Here is a 21,321-nt window from a genome sequence, read left to right on the forward strand (position 1 = left end):
AGGCCATGCGAAGCAAGTTCGAGTTTCGTGACCGTCTTCATGAATGCAGTCTTCCTACCTCATAGAAAGTGTTGTGTGCACAATGAAACCTACCCTACTAAAAGGATGGCGATTTGCAGGTGCGGCGCTCCTCTCCATCACCCTGCTGCTGACCGCGGCATGCGGGAAGGACGACACGGGCGGCTCGGCCATCGACGGCAGCGGGCAGCCTGCTGCTCCGAAAGGCAGCGTAACGCTCGTCATCGGCGCTTACTCCGTGGCGAGAGATTCCTTCGCCGAACTGCTGCCGGCTTTCGCGAAGCAGTGGAAAGCGAAGACGGGGCAGACCGTCACGTTTCAAGAGTCGTACGAGGCTTCGAGCACGCAAGCGCGGGCCATTGCCGGCGGCTTCGAGGCGGATGTGGCCGTCATGGCGATGGAAAGCGATATCGAGAAGATCCAGCAGGCCGGTTTCATCACGAACGACTGGCGCAAGCAGTTCGGTGACGCCGGCATGATTACGCGCTCCATCGCCGTTATGGGGACCCGCAAGGGCAATCCCAAGGGAATCCATGATTGGGGCGACTTGACCCGCAAAGGCGTCAAGGTGCTCTATCCGAATCCGAAGACGTCCGGCGGCGCGCAATGGGACATCAATGCGATGTACGGCGCGGGGTTGAAGGAGTCCGAGGCGAAGACAGGCAAGAAAGACCCGGCCTACGCGAAAGCGTTCCTGAAAAGCATCCATCGCAACGTGGAGTCGCTGGACAAGAGCGGGCGCGCCTCCATGGCCGCGTTCGAGTACGGCTTCGGCGACGTCATCATTACGTACGAGAATGAATTGCTGTCGCGGATCAGGCAGGGCGTGGCTTACGAAGAAGTCGTGCCGTCCTCGACGATTCTGATCGAGAATCCCGCCGCCGTCGTCGACAAGAACGCCGACAAGCATGGCTCGCGGAAAGTCGCGGATGCGTTCGTCGCTTATTTGCACTCGGAGGATGCACAGCGAATTCTTGCCAAGTACGGCTTCCGTCCCGTGAACGCATCCGTCATGAACGAGGTCAAAGGCGATTTCGTCACGCCTCCAGGCTTGTTCGACATCTCCTACTTGGGCGGTTGGAACGAGGTTCGCAGCACGCTCTATTCGCCGAAAGGCGTCTGGTATCAGGTGCTGGCTGGCAATTAAACAAAAAGCAGCGAATGAAAAGCAGCAAGTGACCATGAAGCAGAGCTTATAGCTTCGAAGAATGAAAAAACGGCCTTGACCGCAAATGCGGCAAGGCCGTTTTTTCATGTTAAGCAGCTCGATACAATAGCGATGGGAATACGATCGGCTTTTACTTCCCGAACGTAATCGCCTGCTTCGTATACGCGACTCCGACGCCCAGCACCGTCGTGAAGAAGTCGGCAGGCACATACAGCGTACCGCTGATCGAAGCTGGCGCGGCGCCGAGGGAGAACGAAGCGTTTTCCCCTGCGGCGTAGCGGTTTTTCCCCGTGACGATGAAGGATGATTGGCCGAACCCGGTCAAGAATGTTTTATGGCTGCTTGCGACGTAGGTGATTTTGAAACCGAGCGCGGCGGCAATCGGGCGCAGCGGCACCATTGCTTGGCCTCCGGAGGCGACGTACAGGTGCGCGCCTTCAACGGATTTGCCTCCTGCCATTAGAGGCAGCTTGTTCGCATTTGCCGGGAAGGATGCCAGGAAGTTTGGAACGGCAATTGCGAATTCAGGCATGCCGGCGGCATACGGCGCGATTTCATACTGTTGAAAGATGATATAAGCGACGCCGTTACGGATATAGAATGCTTGATCGTCGGCGATCGTACGGAAAGGCGTATCCAGGAAGAAGTCGTCAGGACGCTTGGCGATTTCCGCTTTGACCGCTTTGTTGATGACGGTCTTGTAGTCCGCCCCGAAAAAATCCTTCAGCTTCAGCGGGGATGCTTGCTCCGAGTTGCGGATGTTGTAGGTCGTGACGATGGTACTGCCATGCGCGCCGCCGGTATAGGTGTACGTGTAAACGCGGAACGACAGTACGCCTCGCGCGGCCGCGCTGCCGTCGGAGAGCAGTTCGCTTCGGACCGTGATGCCGTAGGCGCGGAACGGATATGAGCTGTCGTTCGCCGCATAGTCGTCCTTCGCTTGTTTCGAGATAGCGTCGGCGGCGGCTTGGACGCGCGCAGCCAGATTGGCGTTCAGCGTATTCTGATAGGCCGTATCCTTCATGCCGGTGATGACCGGTATTTGCAGATCGGTTTCCAGCTGGTCCGTCGTCTGCTGGACGCTGCGGAACGTGAGGTGCGCGGCATCCGAAATAGGTGTAGCGGAAGAGACGACGGCGATCGGCTTGGCAGTCGGCATGTCTCCGGCTGAAGCGGCATCCGCGGCGAATGCGAATGGCGCAGCGGCGCTAAAGATGAGTGCGGTGCCCATAAGGGCTGCGGCGGCGGTTTTGACAATGGGCTTGCGTGAGCGGGCGTGATTGCGGTTGGTCATCTGAATCCCTCCATGGTTTGTCTAGTACCAATATATACACACGCGGCTCCAGGATCGTAACAAAACGGTAACGAGAAAGTTACAGAGTAGGTTACAAGAGCAAACGCGCTGCCGCCAGCATAACAATTCGTTATTCATTCCATCATAAGGATTGATTTCTCTTATCGGAGGGCCGGCGGTATAATGGGAACCAATCCCACCGTATCTGTGGATTCCATCTCGATCAACCCAACCATTCCAATCTCTCGGAGGCGGCAACTGTCATGACGATACCATACACGATGAAGCCGCTCGGCTTATCCGCACTGCTTCTCCGCGGCTGCAAGCAGCGTGCCGGCGGCATTGCATTCACGTTTCTCATCGCCGCCGCCGGCTGCGGACTCTCGTTCCTGCCCGGTTTTCATTATGCGGGGCAGATGGCCTGCGCCATCCTGCTCGCGATCGGCTATCGGCATTTCATCGGATATCCGCAGCCGCTGAGGTCCGGTATCCAGTTCGCCAGCAAAAACCTGCTGCGTTTCGCGATCATCCTTTACGGCGTCAAGCTGAACATTACGGCCATCTATCGCGATGGACTTGGCCTGCTCGCCCGAGACGTCGTCGTCGTGCTGTTCGCCGTCGGCTGCACGATGCTGCTGGCGAAATGGATGCGGGCCGATCTCAAGCTGTCGCTTCTGCTCGGCATCGGCACGGGCATTTGCGGAGCGGCGGCAATCGCGGCCGTGTCCCCGATCCTCCGTTCGAAGGACGAGGATACGGCGGTGAGCGCGGGCTTGATCGCGCTGGTCGGCACGCTGTTCGCCGTTGCTTACACCTTGCTGCGGCCGCTGCTCGGCATGACGGACCTGCAATACGGCGTCTGGTCCGGCACGAGCTTGCATGAAATCGCGCATGCTGCGCTGGCGGCTTCGCCGGCCGGGCAGGATGCCTTGGCGCTCGCGCTGCTGGCGAAGCTGGGCCGCGTATTCCTGCTCGTTCCGATGTGCCTGGCGCTCGTCTATATCCAGCGCGTCATCAGCCGCAGGCGCGGCAGCAAGACAGGAGAACATAGCGAGAAGCAATCGGCGCCCCTGCAGTTCCCTTGGTTCCTGCTCGGCTTCGCGGCCATGAGCTTGCTGGGCAGCAGCAGCATCGGGCACGCCTTCATTCAGGCCCAGCCTGCATTCATGAATGGCCTGACGTTCTTGACGACCTTCTTGCTCACGATGGCAATGGTCGGACTCGGACTGAACGTGAACCTCCGCAGCTTGGACGGCGGCGTGCTGCGCTCGCTCGGAGCCATGCTCGTTACCTCGGTACTCTTGTCGCTATGGACTTACTTTTCCATATAATGAGCGGCATTGGTGACGCGGGAGCCATGAATCGGTATCCATCCACGCTTCATGCCGAATCCCGCACGAAAAAGAGCTGCAGCGTCCCGTCCGACCTGGACGGAAGCTGCAGCTCTTTCATTGTATGCGCACGTTATACCGTTTGCAGAATGAAGGTATCGATGACGTGCTTGACGCCTTCTTCGTTGTTCGATTTGGTCACGAACTGCGCGATTTCCTTCAGCTTCGGCAGGGCATTGCCCATTGCGACGCCAAGCCCGGCGGCTTCGATCATCTCGTGATCGTTCCAGGAATCGCCGATGGCGATGACTTCGTCGAGCGTACAGCCGATATGCTCGGCCATGAAGGTGATCGCGTGGCCCTTGGTGCCTTCCTTGTGCGTCACTTCGAGGTAATGCGCCTTCGATTTCGTAATATGAACGCGGTCCCCGATGAGCGGAGCCAGCCGTTCTGCCATTTCGTCGAGGCGGGCCGGATCGTCGATCATGAGCATCTTGGCGGATGGCTGCTCGATCAGCTTCTCGAAGTCGGGCTCCACGACGAATGGGATGTTCGACAGCTTGGAGTAGCCGCGCGCTTTCTCGTTGCCTTCCCGCACGTACAGGATATCGTTGATGTACAGCTGCAGATGGAGATCGTTCGCTTCGCAGAACGCGATCAGCTCTCTGGCCGCGTCTTGCGGTACGTAACGTTCGTAGAGCACCTGCTCGTCGAGCAATGTCTTGATCATCGAACCTTGGTAAGTGATGATCGGCACGTTCAGTTCGATCTGCTTGGCGATCTTCTTCGCCGACGGAAACATCCGTCCGGTCGCCAGCGTAACGAATACGCCGCGCTCTATTGCTGCAGCCAAGGCTGCTTTCGTCCCGGGCGTTACGATAATATCGTCAGTCAACAGCGTGTCGTCGATGTCGATGGCAATCAGTTTGTAGGTCATTCTCTCGCGCTCCTTCTCTCTTTAGCTTACGCATTTCCATTGATTGTAGCGGAAAACGACAGAGGGAACAAGCGTTATATTCGTAAAGCGCGCGTTCCCGCGAACTGCTGCCTGTAGGCGCTCGGCGTCATGTTTTCGCTCTCCTGGAACCGTTTATTGAAGTAGCTCGCCGTCTCGTAACCGGACAAACGGGCGACTTCGCCGATGACGAGCTCCGGGCGCTCCACGAGAAGCGCCTTCGCCTGCTGGATGCGGCACATGGTCAGAAAAGCGAGCGGCGTCTGGCCGACGGCGCGCCGAAACCAGCGGCAGAACGTATAGCGGTTCGTGGCGGCGCGCGCGGCCCAGGCGTCCAAATCGAACGGCTCGGCAGCGGAAGCCTGCAGCTCGGGGAGCAGCGCAAGCATGCGCTCGACGGCTGTCGCTTTGCCGGCGCTCGGGCCTTTCATCGGCGTGGCTTGCTCGATAAACTCCGCGAGAATGCCGTACATCAGCATCGAGACGCGGCTGGGGTGAAGCAGCTTATGGCGCTCGATCTCGATCAGCAGCTCGTCGATGCGCGTCTCCAGCTCGGCCGAAGTGCGAAGCCGCCATGGCACGGAGCGATGGAAGCCGCGTTCCTTCAGGTCCGCCGAAACGGCGCTGCCGTAGAAATGAACCCATTTGATTTCCCACGGCTGCTCGGGATGGGCGTAATAGACCTGCTTATCGCCGGGGAAATAGAGAAAACAGTCTCCGGCTCCAAGCTCCTGGCGCCGGCCGTCGATCTCAATATAGCCGTACCCGGATACGATGAAATGAAAATTGAATTCCTGCATCGCGCCGGTCTGCCGGAATACTTCATGCTCGTGGGATGGGAAATAGTGGCCTGCGGATTCCGGGAAACAGTAGAAACGATCGCCGTTCAGCAGCGGCAAGGTGAGATGATTTTGCAGCATGATTGCTCGCTCCTATACGCATGGATGTCAATATCGTTCTAAGTCATCAATATATTTCGATGTTGCGCGGCGCAATCCTTTATTAAACTAGAATTACGAGTAAGCGTTCCATTCATGCGCTGGCCGCAGGTTGAAGAGAATGGATTAGACCCTCAATATCGAATTATGAAGGAAAAGGGAGAGCTGAAGGAATGAAACGAATAGAGGTTGCAGGCATACCCCAAGGGATAACGAAGCTGATTCAAGGCTCCATGATGCTGAGGATCGAAGATATGGATTATTCGGGCGGACTGTTGGACGCTTACGCGGCAACGGGAGGCAATGCGATCGACACCGGCCATATTTATGGCGCGAGCTCGGCGCAGGCAATCGGCAAATGGATGGAAACGCGCGGCAATCGCAGCGAATTCGTCATCATTGGCAAAGGCGCGCATCCGTACGAGCAGTCGCGCATGACGAAGGCTTGCATTCAAAGCGACTTGGTGGAATCGCTGGAACGTCTGGCGACGGATTATATGGATATGTATCTGCTGCATCGCGACGATACGAACGTCCATGTGGGCTACATCCTGGAAGGCTTGAATGATCAGCTGGCCTCTGGCCGCTGCCGGGCGATCGGCGCTTCCAACTGGAGCGTGGCGCGCATCCGCGAAGCGAATGAATATGCGGCGAAGCACGGTCTGACCGGCTTCAGCTGCAGCAGCCCGAACCTGGCGCTTGCGCGTCCGAACGAAGCGCGGTGGGCGGGATGCGTGACAACGACGGCGGAAGATGAAGCTTGGCATGCAGAGTCCCAGCTTCCGATCCTGTCGTGGTCGTCGCAATCCGGCGGCTTCTTCACGGATCGCTATTCGCAGGACAACCGCGAGGATGCGGAGATGGTCCGCGTCAACTACAGCGACGAGAACTGGGAACGCAAGCGCCGGGCAACCGTGCTGGCGGAGAAATACGGCGTGACGGCGAACCAAATCGCGCTCGCGTACGTATTGAACCAGCCGTTTCCGGTCGCGGCGATCATCGGACCGCAGAAGCCTTCCGAGCTGGAAGACAGCGTGAAGGCGCTGCAAGTCGTCTTGTCCGCGGAAGAGAGCACTTGGCTGAACCTGTCGTCGGAGAAAGTGCCTTCGTAATTTCAGACGCCATCAACATTCGAAATCCAGCCATACCATCGTCTTTGTAGAAGATACCTGCCATTAATCATAGCCCCCTCCGGGACATGCAGACAGCCGAATGTATTCGCTGCGGGCATGCGCCCGGGAGGGGGCTGTTTTGCGGCTTGCGGCATGTGCGCCGGACGAACTTGCGACAGCTCTTCGAATGCGATAGAGTGAGGAAACAGGTTGATTGTGGAAGAGGTGTCGGAATGAACAAGTTTGGCGAGAAAGCGATGAAACAGCGGAGGACGACGGTCGTTGTCGTGATGCTCCTTCTTCTCGTGGGCGGTTTCGCGGGCGGCCGGCTCAGCATACTGCTCCAGTATCCCATCGTCAAGGATAAGGCATTCGGCAATTTATCCTACGCGTACAACGAAATCATGCATGATTACTTGAACGGCGCCCAGTCCAAAGCGCTGGTCGACGGCGCTGCCGAAGGCATGGTGGGTTCGCTGCAGGATCCTTACTCCGTGTATTTGTCGGAGGATAAGGGAGAAGCGTACGTGCAGTCTTACCAGGATCATTTCGTCGGGATCGGCGTGGAGATTCGGCAGCAGGACGGCGCGTTCATCATCGACAGCGTCATTAAAGGGGCGCCGGCCGAGAAAGCGAAGCTGTTGAAAGAAGACGAGATCGTCAGCATCGACGGCAAAAGCGTGCAAGGCTGGACCTTCGACGAGCTGAAAGAAAAGCTCCAGGGCAAGTCCGGTTCCACGGTGACGCTGCAGGTTAACCGGTCCGGGAAGACGATGACGATGAAGGTCGTGCGCGGCGACGTGCCGGTGCTGACGGTATATTCCGAGATGAAGGCGGGCGGCATCGGCGAAATTACGATCAGCCGTTTCGCGGAGAAGACGGCGGACGAATTCGATGCGGCGATCAAGAGCCTGCAGAAGAAAGGCATGAAGTCGCTGCTGCTTGACTTGCGCGGCAATCCGGGCGGGCTGCTCAACCCGACGATCGAAATCGCCAACCGGTTCGTGCCGAAAGACAAGACGATCGTTCAGGTCGTCTATAAGGGCGAGAAGCGGGTGCTGACGCACAAGTCCACTCAGAAAGAGCCGTGGACGCTGCCGATCGCCATCCTTGTGGATGCGCACACGGCAAGCTCGGCCGAAGTGCTGACTGCGGCGCTCAAAGATACGGCCGGCGCGCAAGTTGTCGGCGAGAAGACGTTCGGTAAGGGGATCGTGCAGAACTTCAACCAGTTGAAGGACGGCTCCGTGCTGAAACTGACGGAAGCGCAGTGGCGGACGCCGGACGGCCAATGGATTCATAAGAAGGGCATCGATCCTAACGTTGTCGTCGCGGCGCCCGATTATGCCTTGCTGCCGAGACTGGACGCCGGTCTCAAGCTGACCGTCGGCGATTACGGCGATAAAGTCGTCACGGTGCAGAAGATGCTCCAAACGATCGGGTACGATACCGGCCAAGGGTCGGGAATTTACGATGCTGCGACGTCCGAGGCGGTGCGATCCTTCCAACAGAAAGAATCGCTGCCTGTCACCGGCGATATGAACGATCTGACCGCATACCGCGTATTAACGAAATTGATGGATAAATACAAGGTGGAGGATCCGCAGCGCAACAAGGCAATGGAGCTGCTGCAGGCAGCCGAATCCGGCGCTGCAGCTAACAAATAAGCAAGCGGGCAATCCCTAATTTTCGGCTTGTTTCCCAATGCGTTCGCTCTCCATCTCGGATGGAAGCGGACGCATTGCTATGCTTATATGTAAAAATAACTACTTCCATTGCTTGTTTCAGGGCTCTGTGATATGCTTGTAAAAATTTATCCGGAATCCAATATGCAGGAGGCGACATTTTTTGGCACACTATTACATGGAACCGTCCCGCACCTTCAGTGAATTTCTGCTGGTGCCGAACCTGACGACCAAAGCTTGCAACCCGTCCAACGTTTCGCTCAAGACCCCGATCGTGAAGTTCAAGAAGGGCGAAACGCCGAAGTACTCGCTCAATATTCCGTTCTCTTCCGCCGTCATGCAGGCGGTATCCGACGACCGGATGGCTGTCGCGCTGGCACGCTGCGGCGGCATCTCCTTCATCTTCGGATCGCAGACGATCGAGGCTCAGGCGGAAATGGTTCGCAAAGCGAAGAGCTACAAGGCGGGCTTCGTTGTCAGCCGCTCCAACCTGACGCCAAGCCATACGCTGAAAGACGTGCTTGAACTGAAGGAACGGACGGGACATTCCACCGTTGCCATCACGAGCGACGGTTCGCCGAAAGGCAAGCTGCTCGGCATCGTGACAGGACGCGATTACCGGATCAGCCGCGATGCGCAGTCCAAATCCGTCGGCGACTTCATGACGCCGTTCTCGAAGCTGATTTACGGCAAATCCGGCATTACGCTCTCGGAAGCGAACGATCTGATTTGGGATCACAAGCTGAACTGCCTTCCCGTCGTGAACGAAGAGGGCAATCTGGAATACCTGGTCTTCCGCAAAGACTATGACGAGCACAAAGAAAACCCGACCGAGCTGCTCGATGCGAACAAAAGCTACATCGTCGGGGCGGGCATCAATACGAAGGATTATACGGAACGCGTTCCGGCGCTCGTCGAGGCCGGCGTAGACGTACTGGTCATCGACTCCTCGGACGGTTATTCCGAATGGCAGAAGGAAACCATCGAATTCGTCAAATCGAATTTCGATGACGTCAAAATCGGCGCAGGCAACGTGGTCGACCGCGAAGGCTTCCTATACCTCGTTGAAGCGGGTGCGGATTTCATCAAAATCGGCATCGGCGGCGGTTCCATCTGCATTACGCGCGAACAGAAGGGCATTGGCCGCGGACAAGCCTCCTCTTTGATCGAAGTGGCGGCGGCGCGCGACGAGTACTACCAGCAAACCGGCATCTACGTGCCGATCTGCTCCGACGGCGGTATCGTGCACGACTACCATATTACGCTTGCGCTCGCGATGGGCGCGGATTTCGTCATGATGGGCCGTTACTTTGCCCGTTTCGACGAGAGCCCGACGCGCAAGCTGAAAGTCGGCAACAATTTCGTGAAAGAGTTCTGGGGCGAAGGCTCTAACCGTGCCCGCAACTGGGAACGGTACGACACGGGCGGCAAGGCGGGCCTTATGTTCGAAGAAGGCGTCGATTCCTACGTGCCGTACGCGGGCAGCCTGCAGGAGAACCTGGGCAAGACGATCCACAAGATCAAATCGACCATGTGCAACTGCGGTTCCATCTCGATTGCAGAGCTGCAGAGCAATGCTCGGATTACGCTCGTGTCCGCGACAAGTATTGTCGAAGGCGGCGCGCATGACGTGATTTTGAAGGAAAACAACATTACCGGCGAGTAAAATGACGAAGGCTGCCTGATCCATTGTGATCGGCAGCCTTTTATTGTTGGCGGCGATCATAACGTTTACTATAGCAGGAGTTAGCGGGAGAACCGAGAATAGTACGGTGTACCGCACGCGCGGGGTACCGACTACAAAGGGGGCAGCTGCGATGGAGATAGAAATTAGAGCAATCCGTGCCGAAGATCATGCGGCGGCGCATGCGTTTCAATGCGATTATCTGGACAGGGAGTCCTATGAAGAGTTTCTGCAACGCGCCACGGGCAATCCCGATTTATATCTGGCAGCGTTCGCGGGAGATGAGTTGGTCGGCATCGTCTACGGGCACCCGTCGCGAAGAGATGCATCCACTGCGGCACTGCAGGGAATCGCCGTCACGTTGGAGGAGACGAAGCAACTAGCAAGAACGGGGGTTGGTTCCCGGCTGAATGCAGCGTTTGAAGAGGCGGTCCGGCGAAGAGGCATGCGCAGAATCGATCTTGGCGCAGCCGACGATTTGAAGGTCGAGCGTTTTTATTTGAAAAACGGTTACAATCCTTACGAATTGGTCGCCATGGATGCCAATTACGAGCAGGTGGAGCGGGCAGCCGTAGCGGACTATGCTTCCGGCAAGGAGCTGCAGGAGCAGCTGCGAACCAAGCATCAGGCGCAGCAAGTCATCTTTATTTTCGATAAAATCATTGGTTAAATAAATCAAGGGGCACTCCGGCTCGCATGCATCGCGCCTAGTGCCTCTTCTTTTCTTTTCTCTATGCCAGCGTCTCCCAGCGTTCCCACATTTCCTTCGGATTGCGCTCGTACACTTCCGTTTCCCGGTACAAATAAGCATGCATGATGAATTCCCGCCGAATGGTCGCAAAGTCGGGATGATACGCCTTGATGAAGGCATTCAGTTCTTTCTCCGTGTAGCTGCGGCCTTCCTCCAGTTTCTCCGCAAGCGACTCCAGCACGATGCGCTTCTTCTTCAGTTGTGCGGGGATGTGCTTCAGTTTGCCGTCCGAAGTGAAGAAATTGCGCAGCACGGACTGCTTCAGCCGCTCGTTCTTCTCGTCCATCGGTTCTGCCTCCTTGATTTCGGCAGCCTCCGACTTCGTGAGAACGGCGCTCAACGAGCCTTCGTACTGTTTCAGAAAATAATGATCCAGCGAAAAAAAGATCGCATTCTTGTCGCGCCGTTCGTGAATGAGGCTGACCCCGCGAAGCTTGGCGGCATGATGAGTGATCGTGGCAGGAGAGAGGCATAGCTTCTCGGCCAGCGCTTGTCCGGTCATCTCGCCTTCGGCCAGCAGAACCAGCATCCGGATCCGCGTCGGATCGGCCAGCGCTTTATGGTAATTGACGATTTTGTCGAGCTGAATCATCGCGGCACCGCCTGTCTTGAGTTTGTTTAACGGTTATCTAATTAGATATTAATCTAACCAAATGGCCGCAGTCAAGCGGTATTCGCCCGAAGTCTGCGCATGCAGGATACAGAATGCAGAAGAATGCAGAAGGAGGGAGGCAGAAGGCAGATGTCGAGGAATGCGCGCATAACGCTAATAGGGATTCCGCTTGTCTGCTGACAACCGAAATCCCTATTTGTTCCATATCCATCTATTCAATTATTTACCGCTCTCCATTCAAAATGCTCAAACACATTTTCAGATTTTCACTTCGTTAACGACTCTCCATTCGAGCCATTAAGTCGAATCCTTTACTTGAATCATTACTTGAAATCCTTCACTTAAATCCTTCACTCCAATCATCACCTGACACCTTGACGTGAATCCTTCATTCGTATATTTTCGTTGCGTCCCCGCATGTCCCTTCATATTAACCCGAGCTGCTCCTTTCACGAGTTAGATTGGAACACGCTTCGCTGACATTCTCCAATGGACTATCCCCTCTCCGTATGAAAGTGGACTGCCGATCAACCAGTGTCGAATGCGTTTCCTTCACAATCTTCGGTGAGGAGCGGCGCTCGTCTTGTTTGATCTGACTTAAGTGTACAGGCATATTGATATTATGTAAATATTCAGAATATTATAAATTATATCAAATTCGGCCGAATTTCCTGCCTATTCCGCGCTAAGCTCGTCCGTATTTACAATTCCTTCATTTGACGAATGCTGTCGCCGATCTGTCGATTTGCCGCAGGGCGATCCGTCCTGATTTTATCCATCCGCTCATAAAATCATTGACAGTCGATGATCGTTGGCATATATTATAACCAACGGTTACTAACCAGCGGTTATAACGAGAGGAGCGGGAAAATAATGAAGGTAGAACAGATATCCGAGCATGTTTGGAGCTTGAGCACGTGGGTGATCATACCCATTCATGTCTGGGCGGTCGTGGAGGAAGACGGGATTACGCTTGTGGATGCGGGCATTTCCATGATGACGAAGGGAATAGCGGCCTTTGCCGAGAAGAAGCTGGGGCTTCCTATTCGCCGCATTGCGCTGACGCACGGTCATTCCGATCATACGGGAGCGATCCAGGGTCTGCGGGCTCGCTATCCCGATGCGGCCGTGCTTGCCCATGAGATTGAAATTCCCTACATGGAAGGACGAGTGAAGTATCCGCGCCGCAAGAAGGAGCAGCAGTCCGTGGAACGCGGGCTGGCGCAGCCTCTGGCCAAGAAGGAAGACGGAGCGCTTGAGATGGTTGGCGGACTTTCGGTGCATTTGACGCCAGGTCATTCGCCGGGGCATGTCGTATATTACCACGAGAAGGATGGCGTCTTGCTCGCAGGCGATTTGTTCACGTCGAAACGGGGGAAGCTGAAGAAACCGATGCCGATGTTCACGGGAGATATGGCGGAAGCGGTCAGAAGCAGTGAAATCGTTCGGAAGCTTCGTCCGAAACGGCTTGAGGTCTGTCACGGCAACGCGGTCATGAATCCGGCGGATCAACTGGATGCGTACCAGCGCAGCCAACGTTCGGAATCGGGGAGCGGGATCACGATTGAACGATGAAGGGCATAGCGTGACAAAGCAAACAAGCGCATCGGCCAACGATTGGCCGTCATGCGCTTGTTTGCTTGTCGAGCTGCGTAAGAATGGCGAGCCTGCCGTTCGCGCTATCTCGGGTTGAAGCCTTCTTTGAACGGATTCAGGAAGAGCTTTGGAATCTCGGTTTCGAACCGGACGAGCGTGCCCGTCGACGGATGCTTGAACGCCAGTACCCGGGCATGCAAGCCGAGACGGCCGATGGCTCTTGAACGGGAGCCGTACTTCTTGTCCCCGACGATCGGATGGCCGATGTCTTCCATATGGACGCGGATTTGATTCTTGCGGCCGGTTTCCAGAGCAACCTCGAGCAAGGAGAAATTCGCGTTGCTTTGCAGCACCTTGTAATGCGTTACGGCATGCTGCGCGTCGGTCTGATTGGAGGTGGAGTACATTTTCAGCGTCTTGCTTTCTTTCAAGTACGAAGAAATCGTTCCTTCCGGCTTCTTCACTTTGCCCTCGACGAGCGCGATGTACGTACGTTCCTCCACGCTGTCCTGCCATGTCGTCTGGAGCTGCTGCTGCACCTGCTCGCTCTTCGCGAACATCATGACGCCGGACGTATCGCGGTCCAGCCGGTGCACGACGAAGATGCGGTTATAAGGATCGGTGGTACGAACATGCGCCGTCAACTGGCGGTAAGCGGTCAATTCGCTCTCTTGGTCGGAGGCGATGGACAGTAAGCCGGCTTCCTTCAAGACGACGATCACATCATCGTCTTCATGCAGGATGGTCAGTCCGATCAGCGGCGGTTTCTCGACGATGCGCTCTTTGGATACCGTAACGGTTTGACCGGGCTGCAGCGGATGGTTGAACAGCTTCGCGGGCTTTCCGCCGACGGCGATTTGCCCGCGGCTCAGCATCGATTTAATGGCGTTGCGGCCTTCGCCGGTAACATGCTGGAGCAGGAAGGCCAGCAGTTCCGCCGGCTCCTTCACCTCGAAGCTGCGAACGGCTTGCTTGGCGGACGCCTTGGGCGCGGCAGAGGCCTTGACCGGCGACGGTCGCCCGGCGGCGGCGGATTTGCCTTGGCCTTGCGGACGCGGACTGCCGGAAGGCGCGGATTTGCCGCGGGCTGCCGGTTTGCCGGACGCTGCGGCGGTTTTATATGGACGTTTCTTTTCCATGGTTCATGTACGCTCCTAAACATTCATTCTATCTCTTACTATACCGAAAGAAGAGTTTCCTTACAAACTTAACCGGCGGAAACCCGCGTCCGTCGTGGGCGCGGATGGCGTGAGCGTGGGGGCGGCTGCCCTGCGGCGTGACCGCCGAGCCGCAAAGAAGGGCGTGACAGCCGAGGCGCAAAGAAGGGCTGCCGGCAGTCATGTCGCATGACTGGCCGGCAGCCCCTTGTGGGAGTCCGCGGTTAAATTTTCACGCCTTGCTTGTTGAAGACTTCGGGGAAATGATCGCCGACCAGCAGCTCGCCCGGCTTCACGTTGACGTAGGAGAGCATGACGTGCTCGCCGATCGGCTCGTAGCGCGTATGGCCCGGCATATAGTGAACGGCGATGGCGCGGCGTTTCATCTCGGAACGGTTGTGCGGGCTGCCATGCCACGTCAGGCAGTGGTGGTAGCCGACTTGGCCTTTCTTGATTTCGAACGGCACCGCTTCGACGTTGGCGTTGTTCGGCAGCATTTCCGGCTGCTTATGGAACGGTTTGAAGTCTTTCGTGCTGGACAAGTAACGCTGGTGGTTGCCCCACTTATGGCTGCCGGGCACCATCCACATGCAGCCGTTCTCGATGACGGCGTCGTCCAGCGCCACCCATGCGCTGACGAGATCGGCCGGCTGGATGATCGGCCAGAGCGGGTGATCCTGATGCCATGCCGTAGGTCCGCCCGTTACCGGCGGCTTGTATTGAACCTGGTCATGCCAGATCCGAAGCGAGTTCGTGTGGGACAGCTGCGCGACTTCCTCGCAAATTTGCGGATGGGCGGCGTGCTTCAGGAAGCGGTCGCTTGCCATCCAAATGTTGACGATCTGCACGACGCGGTCGCTCGCGATCATTTTCATGTTATCGTACGGGGAGTCGGAATTGAGCATGTCGTGGTTCAGTACCGGCTTCGTCACCGATTCGCCGTTCATGACTTTATCCAGCTCTTCGCGAAGCGATTCCACTTCCTCGTCGCTGAGCACGACGTCGCCTTTCAAAAAGCCATTCTTTTCAAATTCGTCCAACTGTGCTTGACTTAACATATTCCTATTCCTCCCTGAGCGGCTGTTATAATGGCGCCGCTTTGCTATGAAGTAAGCATATCGCAAGATGTAAGCGGTGTATTTACATATATAAAACAGGGCTTTGCACTTTTCTAATATCATCCGCGGTGCACGAGAAACCGATAAATATTGTATGAAAGGAGGCATGCCGAATGGAGCGGGGAGAAGGCGAAATTCTCATCGCGGCGCTTGAGGAGCTGCAGCCGACGGTCAATTTTGCAAGCCATGCCTTCATTGAGGCCGGGACGGTGTTCGGACCTCGGATCAATCCGGATTTTCAGTTCTTCCATCTGCTATCCGGCCGGGCGGCGATCGTCATCGGCGGCGACGCCCGCACGATCGGTCCTGGAGAATCCGCGTTGTACGGCCCGGATTGTCCGCATTCCATTACCATTCTGGAAGAAGCCGTATTCATCGGCATCCATTTTCAGTTCCGCCATGCTTCTCCCGTGCCGGTTCATCCGGCTTTCAACATCCACTATTGCGGCGAAGGGACGATGGCCGAGAGCCGGAGATACGTCTACAAGCTTGCGCTGGGCGCGGACGAGAAGCTGGAGCTTCCGCCTTTCATGACGATCGCCGGCATCGAGCCTACGCTGATGCGGATCGTCAAAGAGTATATGAACGAACAGCCCGGCTACGCCATGCTTCTCCGTTCGCTCATGACGGAGCTCCTGCTGCTGATGGTCCGCCATCGTCTGGCCGGCAGGCCCAAGTCGGCGGAGCAGAGCAAGATCGAGCCCGCGCTGCAGGCCATCCACCGGGAACCGGAGAAGAACTGGACCGTGGCCGAGCTGGCGGCGCTATGCGGCTATCATGCGATCTACTTCTCGTCCCTGTTCCGGAAATGCACGGGCGACAATCCGAAGCAGTACCTGATTTCGCAGCGGATCCGCAAAGCCAAATTCTATCTGCTCAGCGGAGAGAAGATGGAGGCGATCGCGGAACGGCTCGGGTATACGAGCGTGCATTATTTCTCGCGCAACTTCAAGGAGGAGACGGGGCTGACGCCGACGGAGTTCAAGCAGCAATAACGCGCCCGCGTCCCTATGAAACTTCCAAATAGTTTCACACCGAATTCATAGACAAAACCTGATGCGCAATGCTACCATGAAGTAATGTTAAATTTAGGAGATTATTGGAGGCAACACTCAGTGAATTTGAAATTCGGACTAAAGAAGAAAGTGCTCTCATCCGTACTTGCAGCAGGCCTCGTCCTTACCCCGGTCTCCATGTTCGGCGCATCGGGCTCCGTATCGGCAGCATCGGCTGTCAGCGCGCAGACAACCGCGATCAGCGTAACCATCGACGGAAGCAAGCTGGCGCTCAACCCGTCCCCGGTCTCCCAGAAAGGGACGACGCTCGTGCCTATGCGCAGCATCTTCCAGGCGCTTCATTCCAGCGTGACGTGGGAAGCGAACACCAAGACGATTTTTGCCGTGAAAAGCTCGACGCGAATTTCGCTGCAAATCGGATCGAAGAGCGCCATCATAAACGGTAAAGCGATCGCGCTGACGGCAGCGCCTCAGCAGATGAATGGCGCGACGATGGTACCGCTTCGCTTCATAGCCGAAGCGCTGGGCGCCGAAGTAGAATACAACGCGGCGCAGCGTATCATCCGCATTACTTCTTCGGAAGCCATCTTGAAGAAGAAAATGGATGAAGCGGCGAAGGCGCAAGAAGCGCTGAAGCCCAAATTGCTGACGACGGAACAAAACGTACAGAAGAACGACGGCAAAGTCGTCATGATCACGACGGATAAAGGTTTAGGAAGCGGGGTCGTCATCGACACGGACGAAATCCTGACCAACTACCATGTCATCGCGGACGCGGAGAAAGCGACTGCGACGCTGGTGAACGGCAAGCAAGTGGAGATTGAAGGCATCGTCGGTTACGACGAAGATTACGATCTGGCCGTCTTGAAGACGAAGACGCCGCTGAATATCGAGCCTGTCGATGTCGGGCTTGGCGTCACCAAGGGCGAACACGTCGTAGCGATCGGCAGTCCGCAGGGCGTTCAGAACACGGTATCGGAAGGGATCATCAGCAACGTATCGACGGCATATGGCGATCCGTATGAATACCAAATCAGCGTGCCGATTGATCACGGCAGCTCGGGCGGCGGCTTATTCAACGATTACGGGGAATTAGTCGGTATTACCTCGGCCGGGATCGACGATACGCAAGCGGACTTGAATTTCGCCGTCAGCTCCATGCATATCTATCTGCTCATGTACGACATCGAGGATAAGGCTCCAAGCAAAATCGGCTTCTTGCCAAGCGATATGCCGGATTCGTTGAAAGACGCTTCCTTGGATAGGATTCGCGAGTTCATGGAAGACCATTATGCGGAAATCCAATCTTCGCAAGGAACGACGGAGCTCAAAAGCTTCGAGGTCACGCGCGATGCGGACGGCTGGCTCGTGATCAAGGCGCTGATCGATCCGTCGTTCTATATGATTTACGGGCATGCCGCAAGCGAAGACCTTCGCTACTGGGCGATCGATGCAGGTTCTACGCTGCGCAAGCTGCTGCCTGACGACAACATTCAGATGACGGTCTACTACGAGCAGACATTCAGCTTCGAGCCGAGAGGGTTCGATGCAGACGAGGTAACGAAGCTCGAAGACGGCAAATGGCGCGTCCGCTTCCCGGTCATCGACTACCAGGGCAAAGACCATGCGATTGTTCGCGTGAACGCGTAACAGAACGCGAAGCACTGAACGCAGCACCAGACGAATAACGAATGCGAAATCATGATAAAGAGCGGTTCCAGCGGTGCGCCAGCAGGATAGGATGCGGCACGGCCGGGGACCGCTCTTCTTTTTTGTTCCCGATTTCGGTACAATAGAGGTTAGTCCAAATCGTGATAATGAAGGAATGACGAATAATGAAAGTCGTACTGGCGACCTTGAACGCCAAATATATACACACCTCGCTGGCGCTTCGTTGCCTGAAGGCCTACAGCGAGAAGGATTTCGATATCGATATCGCCGAATACACGATCAAGGACCCCGCGATGAACATCGTCGCGGACTTGTTCGCGCATGAACCCGATGTCGTGGGCTTCTCCTGCTATATTTGGAACATCGAAGAGACGATCACCGTCATCGACATGCTCCGCAAAATCAAACCGCAGCTGCGCATCGTGCTGGGCGGTCCCGAGGTCAGCTACGATTCGGCGCACTGGCTGGAGCGGCTGCCGCAGGTCGATTATATCGTTGTCGGCGAAGGGGAAGAGACATTCCACCATTTGCTGACGGAGCTGTCCGGCTCCCGCAAGCTCCATATGGTGTTCGGGCTTGCGTATCGCAAGGAGCACGCGGACGGACGGATCGAGACGATCGTCAACCCGCCGCGTCCGAAGCTCGATCTGGCGACGCTGCCTTCGCCGCATCGCTTCCCGGAGGACGTATCCAGGCTCGCCAGCCGCGTCGTATACTTCGAAACGAGCCGGGGCTGTCCGTTCAGCTGCCAATTCTGCCTATCGAGCATCGAGGTCGGCGTGCGGTATTTCGATATGGAACGGACGAAGTCGGACATCTTGTACTTGATCGACTCCGGCGCGAAGCTCATTAAATTCGTAGACCGGACGTTCAATATCAAGCGCGACTATGCGCTCGAGATCTTCCGCTTCCTGATCGAGAACCACCGGGGCTGCGTGTTCCAGTTCGAAATCACGGCGGATATCATGCGTCCGGAAGTGCTCGATTATTTGGCGGAGAACGCGCCGCCGGGCATCTTCCGTTTCGAGATCGGCGTGCAATCCACGAACGACCTGACGAACGAAGCGGTGCAGCGCCGCCAAAACTTCACGAAGCTGTCGCGTACGGTCATGAAGGTGAAGGAAAGCGGCAAAATCGATCAGCATCTCGATTTGATCGCGGGCTTGCCGCACGAGAATTACGATTCCTTCCGCACGACGTTCAACGACGTGTTCGCGCTGCGGCCGGAAGAGCTGCAGCTCGGCTTCCTGAAGATGCTCCGCGGTACCGGCATGCGGATCGACGCGGAGAAGCACGGCTACATCTACATGGACCGCGCGCCTTACGAGATCCTCGGCAACGATATCCTGCCGTTCTCGGACATCGTGCGCATCAAGCGCGTCGAGGACGTGCTGGAGAAATATTGGAACGCGCATCGGATGGACCATGCGCTGCTGTACTTGATCGGGCGGGCGTTTCCGTCGGCATTCGACTTCTTCCAGTTCTTCGGCGACTTCTGGGAAGGCCGCGGCTGGCAGAAGATCGGCCATCAGCTGGAGGATCTGTTCGCGCGTCTATGGGCGTTTCTCTCGGAAGACTACGCGAACCGCGCCGAATCGGCGGAGCTGGACTGGTCGCTTGACGTCACGCTCGGCCTGATGAAGCTCGACTACTTCCTCGGCCATAACTACAAGCCGCGTAAAGTATGGTGGGATTTCAGCATGGAGAAAGCCGATTGGAGCGGCTGGATGAGACGGCTGGCGGAACGGCCTGCCGACGTATCGGAGTCGTTCGCCGCGCTCGGCTTGAACGAGAAGGAGCTGCAGAAGCATGCCGTCATCGAGCGGCTGCCGTTCGATCTGCGTCGGTATCTGGCGGAAGGCACGGTGTCGGCGGACGAAGAAACGCTGCTCATCGTCATCTACAGCGGCGGCGGCAAGGGCGAACAGCGTGCCGCGGAATTCTTCACGCTGCCGCTGCAGCCCGTAATTCAAGCTTGAGCCAATTGGACGAGCTGGGGTAAGATGATAGGGTCTTCATCCACTAAGAACCAAGAAGGAGCGATACTGGTGGTATACGCAGCAAATCAAGAACGATACGCATCGATGACTTACAATCGCGTTGGCAAATCGGGACTGAAGCTTCCCGCGATTTCCCTTGGACTTTGGCATAACTTCGGCGGCGTGGATACGTACGAGAACGGTCGTGCCATGCTTCGCAGAGCTTTCGATCTCGGCATCACGCATTTCGACCTGGCGAACAACTACGGCCCTCCGGCCGGATCCGCGGAAGAGATGTTCGGCCGCATGATGGCGACGGACCTGCAGCCGTACCGCGACGAGCTGGTCATTTCGTCCAAGGCCGGTTATTATATGTGGCCGGGACCTTACGGCGAGTGGGGCTCCCGCAAATATTTGATCTCGAGCCTCGACCAAAGCTTGAAGCGGATGAACCTCGACTACGTCGATATTTTCTACTCCCACCGCTTCGATCCGGAAACGCCGCTTGAAGAAACGATGGGCGCGCTCGACTCTATCGTTCGCTCCGGCAAGGCGCTCTATGTCGGGATCTCCAGCTACAGCGCGGAGCAAACGGCCGAAGCCATTGCCATCATGAACAAGCTGGGCACGCGGCTTCTGATTCACCAGCCGAGCTACAGCATGCTCGACCGCTGGATCGAGAACGGCTTGCAAGACGTGCTGCAGGAGAACGGCGTCGGCAGCATCGCCTTCTGTCCGCTTGCGCAAGGCCTGCTGACGAACAAGTACTTGGGCGGCAGCATTCCCGGCGATTCCCGCGCGGCAAGCACGACGGGCGCGCTGCAGGAAGGCCAGGTAACGCCGCAAGTCGTGGCGAAGCTGCAGAAGCTGAACGCGATCGCGCAAGAACGCGGCCAATCGCTGGCGCAAATGTCGCTCGCGTGGGTGCTGCGCGGCGGACGCGTGACATCGGCGCTGATCGGCGCAAGCCGCGTCAGCCAGATCGAAGACAACGTGGCGGCGCTGAACAATCTCTCGTTCACGGACGAAGAGCTGGCCGGCATCGAGGCCGTACTGCGCGGCTAACGCTAACAACGCGTCGGCTACCGTTCGGAGGCGCTGCGTCGGCGCGAGCGCGACTTGCAGCAAGCTGCGCCACCGCGGGACTCGCGACGATCCGGCAGGGCCGAAGCCGGCACGCCTGAACATAGAAGACCGCTTCCCGGTTATCGGGAAGCGGTCTTTGCGCGTTTATT

General features: G+C 56.7%; 17 protein-coding genes. 11 read left to right on the top strand and 6 right to left on the bottom strand.

Annotated features, from left to right (window positions below; genetic code table 11):
- Positions 1-82: 82 nt before the first annotated feature.
- On the top strand, positions 83-1,165 hold the full coding sequence (locus GZH47_RS22310; RefSeq protein WP_162643232.1) for a sulfate ABC transporter substrate-binding protein: 1,083 nt from the start codon (positions 83-85) through the stop codon (positions 1,163-1,165).
- Positions 1,166-1,316: 151 nt separating this feature from the next.
- Here the strand turns inward: GZH47_RS22310 and GZH47_RS22315 are convergent, their stop codons facing one another.
- Positions 1,317-2,480 carry a PdaC/SigV domain-containing protein gene (locus tag GZH47_RS22315; RefSeq protein WP_162643233.1) on the bottom strand — a complete coding sequence of 388 codons (1,164 nt, stop codon included), beginning with the start codon at positions 2,478-2,480 and terminating at the stop codon, positions 1,317-1,319.
- 281 nt (positions 2,481-2,761) lie between these two features.
- On the opposite strand from GZH47_RS22315, the gene GZH47_RS22320 reads away from it, so the two are divergent.
- On the top strand, positions 2,762-3,811 hold the full coding sequence (locus GZH47_RS22320) for a YeiH family protein (RefSeq protein ID WP_225446565.1): 1,050 nt from the start codon (positions 2,762-2,764) through the stop codon (positions 3,809-3,811).
- 133 nt (positions 3,812-3,944) lie between these two features.
- Here the strand turns inward: GZH47_RS22320 and GZH47_RS22325 are convergent, their stop codons facing one another.
- A complete protein-coding gene (locus GZH47_RS22325) occupies positions 3,945-4,748 on the bottom strand; it encodes a Cof-type HAD-IIB family hydrolase (RefSeq protein ID WP_162643235.1) in 804 nt (267 codons plus the stop codon).
- 74 nt (positions 4,749-4,822) lie between these two features.
- The gene (locus GZH47_RS22330) at positions 4,823-5,686 is read right to left on the bottom strand and encodes a helix-turn-helix transcriptional regulator (RefSeq protein ID WP_162643236.1); all 864 of its coding nucleotides are present in this window, start codon (positions 5,684-5,686) and stop codon (positions 4,823-4,825) included.
- Between the two features lie 191 nt (positions 5,687-5,877).
- Between GZH47_RS22330 and GZH47_RS22335 the strand changes: the two genes are divergently transcribed.
- From GZH47_RS22335 to GZH47_RS22350, 4 genes are all read left to right on the top strand, one after another.
- Positions 5,878-6,816 (top strand): aldo/keto reductase, encoded by a 939-nt coding sequence (locus GZH47_RS22335; RefSeq protein ID WP_162643237.1) that lies wholly within the window; start codon positions 5,878-5,880, stop codon positions 6,814-6,816.
- Between the two features lie 233 nt (positions 6,817-7,049).
- Positions 7,050-8,483, top strand: coding sequence for a S41 family peptidase (locus GZH47_RS22340; protein ID WP_162643239.1), 1,434 nt, complete (start codon positions 7,050-7,052; stop codon positions 8,481-8,483).
- Between the two features lie 181 nt (positions 8,484-8,664).
- The gene (locus GZH47_RS22345; protein WP_162643240.1) at positions 8,665-10,167 is read left to right on the top strand and encodes an IMP dehydrogenase; all 1,503 of its coding nucleotides are present in this window, start codon (positions 8,665-8,667) and stop codon (positions 10,165-10,167) included.
- Positions 10,168-10,318: 151 nt separating this feature from the next.
- Positions 10,319-10,855: a GNAT family N-acetyltransferase gene (locus tag GZH47_RS22350; protein ID WP_162643241.1), complete on the top strand. Its 537-nt coding sequence runs from the start codon at positions 10,319-10,321 to the stop codon at positions 10,853-10,855.
- A gap of 61 nt (positions 10,856-10,916) precedes the next feature.
- Here the strand turns inward: GZH47_RS22350 and GZH47_RS22355 are convergent, their stop codons facing one another.
- Entirely contained in the window at positions 10,917-11,525 is a 609-nt protein-coding gene (locus GZH47_RS22355; RefSeq protein ID WP_162645373.1) for a DUF2087 domain-containing protein, read from the bottom strand.
- An 897-nt stretch (positions 11,526-12,422) separates the two neighbouring features.
- Here GZH47_RS22355 and GZH47_RS22360 point away from each other — a divergent pair.
- A complete protein-coding gene (locus tag GZH47_RS22360; protein ID WP_162643242.1) occupies positions 12,423-13,124 on the top strand; it encodes an MBL fold metallo-hydrolase in 702 nt (233 codons plus the stop codon).
- 104 nt (positions 13,125-13,228) lie between these two features.
- Here GZH47_RS22360 and GZH47_RS22365 read toward each other — a convergent pair whose 3' ends face one another.
- Positions 13,229-14,284 carry an RluA family pseudouridine synthase gene (locus tag GZH47_RS22365; RefSeq protein ID WP_162643243.1) on the bottom strand — a complete coding sequence of 352 codons (1,056 nt, stop codon included), beginning with the start codon at positions 14,282-14,284 and terminating at the stop codon, positions 13,229-13,231.
- Positions 14,285-14,526: 242 nt separating this feature from the next.
- On the bottom strand, positions 14,527-15,360 hold the full coding sequence (locus GZH47_RS22370; RefSeq protein ID WP_162643244.1) for a phytanoyl-CoA dioxygenase family protein: 834 nt from the start codon (positions 15,358-15,360) through the stop codon (positions 14,527-14,529).
- A gap of 173 nt (positions 15,361-15,533) precedes the next feature.
- On the opposite strand from GZH47_RS22370, the gene GZH47_RS22375 reads away from it, so the two are divergent.
- The 4 genes from GZH47_RS22375 to mgrA all read left to right on the top strand — a co-directional run bounded on the left by GZH47_RS22375 (position 15,534) and on the right by mgrA (position 21,151).
- Positions 15,534-16,415, top strand: a complete 882-nt coding sequence (locus tag GZH47_RS22375) for a helix-turn-helix transcriptional regulator (protein WP_162643246.1) — start codon at positions 15,534-15,536, stop codon at positions 16,413-16,415.
- Positions 16,416-16,535: 120 nt separating this feature from the next.
- Positions 16,536-18,086 carry a stalk domain-containing protein gene (locus tag GZH47_RS22380; RefSeq protein ID WP_162643247.1) on the top strand — a complete coding sequence of 517 codons (1,551 nt, stop codon included), beginning with the start codon at positions 16,536-16,538 and terminating at the stop codon, positions 18,084-18,086.
- A gap of 185 nt (positions 18,087-18,271) precedes the next feature.
- Complete coding sequence (locus GZH47_RS22385) at positions 18,272-20,086, top strand: B12-binding domain-containing radical SAM protein (protein WP_192043533.1); 1,815 nt, start codon at positions 18,272-18,274, stop codon at positions 20,084-20,086.
- A gap of 69 nt (positions 20,087-20,155) precedes the next feature.
- Positions 20,156-21,151, top strand: coding sequence for an L-glyceraldehyde 3-phosphate reductase (mgrA, locus tag GZH47_RS22390; protein ID WP_162643248.1), 996 nt, complete (start codon positions 20,156-20,158; stop codon positions 21,149-21,151).
- Positions 21,152-21,321: the final 170 nt, after the last annotated feature.

Origin of the sequence: Paenibacillus rhizovicinus (assembly GCF_010365285.1) — a bacterium.
GTDB lineage: Bacteria > Bacillota > Bacilli > Paenibacillales > Paenibacillaceae > Paenibacillus_Z > Paenibacillus_Z rhizovicinus.